Here is a 1,058-nt window from a genome sequence, read left to right as displayed (position 1 = left end):
GTCATCTTGTTCAGGTCCTGCTTGGTGAGCGTCTTCGCCTGGGCTGCCAAAGGCTTGGGCCTGCGCATCGGCGAAATGCTGGCTGCGCAAGCGAAGGTCATTGAGGTGCGCAAGTTCCTCAACCAGATCTACAACGAAACGGGCAAGTCGGAAGACCTGGACGCGTTTAGCGATGACGAAATCATGACGCTGGCAGACAACCTGAAAAAAGGTGTTCCGTTTGCCACGCCAGTGTTCGACGGCGCGCACGAGTCGGAAATTCGGCGCATGCTGGACTTGGCGTATCCTGATCCGATCGCCAAGAAACTGGGCATGACGCCATCGAAGAACCAGGTCACGATGTATGACGGCCGTACCGGCGAAGCGTTTGAGCGCAAGGTTACTGTTGGCTACATGCACGTGCTCAAGCTGCACCACTTGGTTGATGACAAGATGCACGCACGTTCGACCGGTCCTTACTCGCTGGTAACGCAGCAGCCACTGGGCGGTAAAGCCCAGTTCGGCGGCCAGCGCTTCGGTGAGATGGAAGTCTGGGCACTGGAAGCATACGGCGCATCGTACGTGCTGCAAGAGATGCTGACTGTCAAGTCGGATGACGTGAACGGCCGTACCAAAGTGTACGAAAACCTGGTCAAAGGCGACCATGTGATCGACGCGGGTATGCCGGAATCGTTCAACGTGCTGGTCAAGGAAATTCGTTCGCTGGGTATCGATATCGACCTCGAGCGGAACTAATTTCCACCACGTCGTCCTCGCGAACGCGGGGACCCATGTCCGCCGCGTCGCGCGGCAATATGGGTCCACCGCCAACGCGAAGATGACGGAGCAGTTGCCGGCGCGTTGTTAGTTAGACGTATTAGAATTTAATCACCTGGAGTGATACATGAAAGCTCTGCTCGATCTATTCAAGCAAGTGCAGCAAAACGAGACGTTTGACGCGATCAAGATCGGTCTGGCGTCGCCTGAAAAAATCCGTTCTTGGTGACTGGTGCAGGCGGTCAATCATGAGCGCCATTCGCATCTACCCGGAGAGCCAAGCTGCGATGTGCGCCGAGAGT

The 1,058-nt window shown here is 56.2% G+C and carries 1 pseudogene; it reads left to right on the top strand.

Annotated elements, in window-relative coordinates:
* Positions 1-735 (top strand): annotated as a pseudogene (rpoB, locus tag ACP7BV_RS27195) (DNA-directed RNA polymerase subunit beta); the annotation flags it as partial.
* Between the last annotated feature and the right edge of the window lie 323 nt (positions 736-1,058).

Source organism: Massilia sp. TSP1-1-2, assembly GCF_049896185.1.
Classification (GTDB): domain Bacteria; phylum Pseudomonadota; class Gammaproteobacteria; order Burkholderiales; family Burkholderiaceae_D; genus Telluria_A.
The sequence above is the reverse complement of the archived record's forward strand: the minus strand, read 5'-3'. Positions and strand labels throughout refer to the sequence as shown.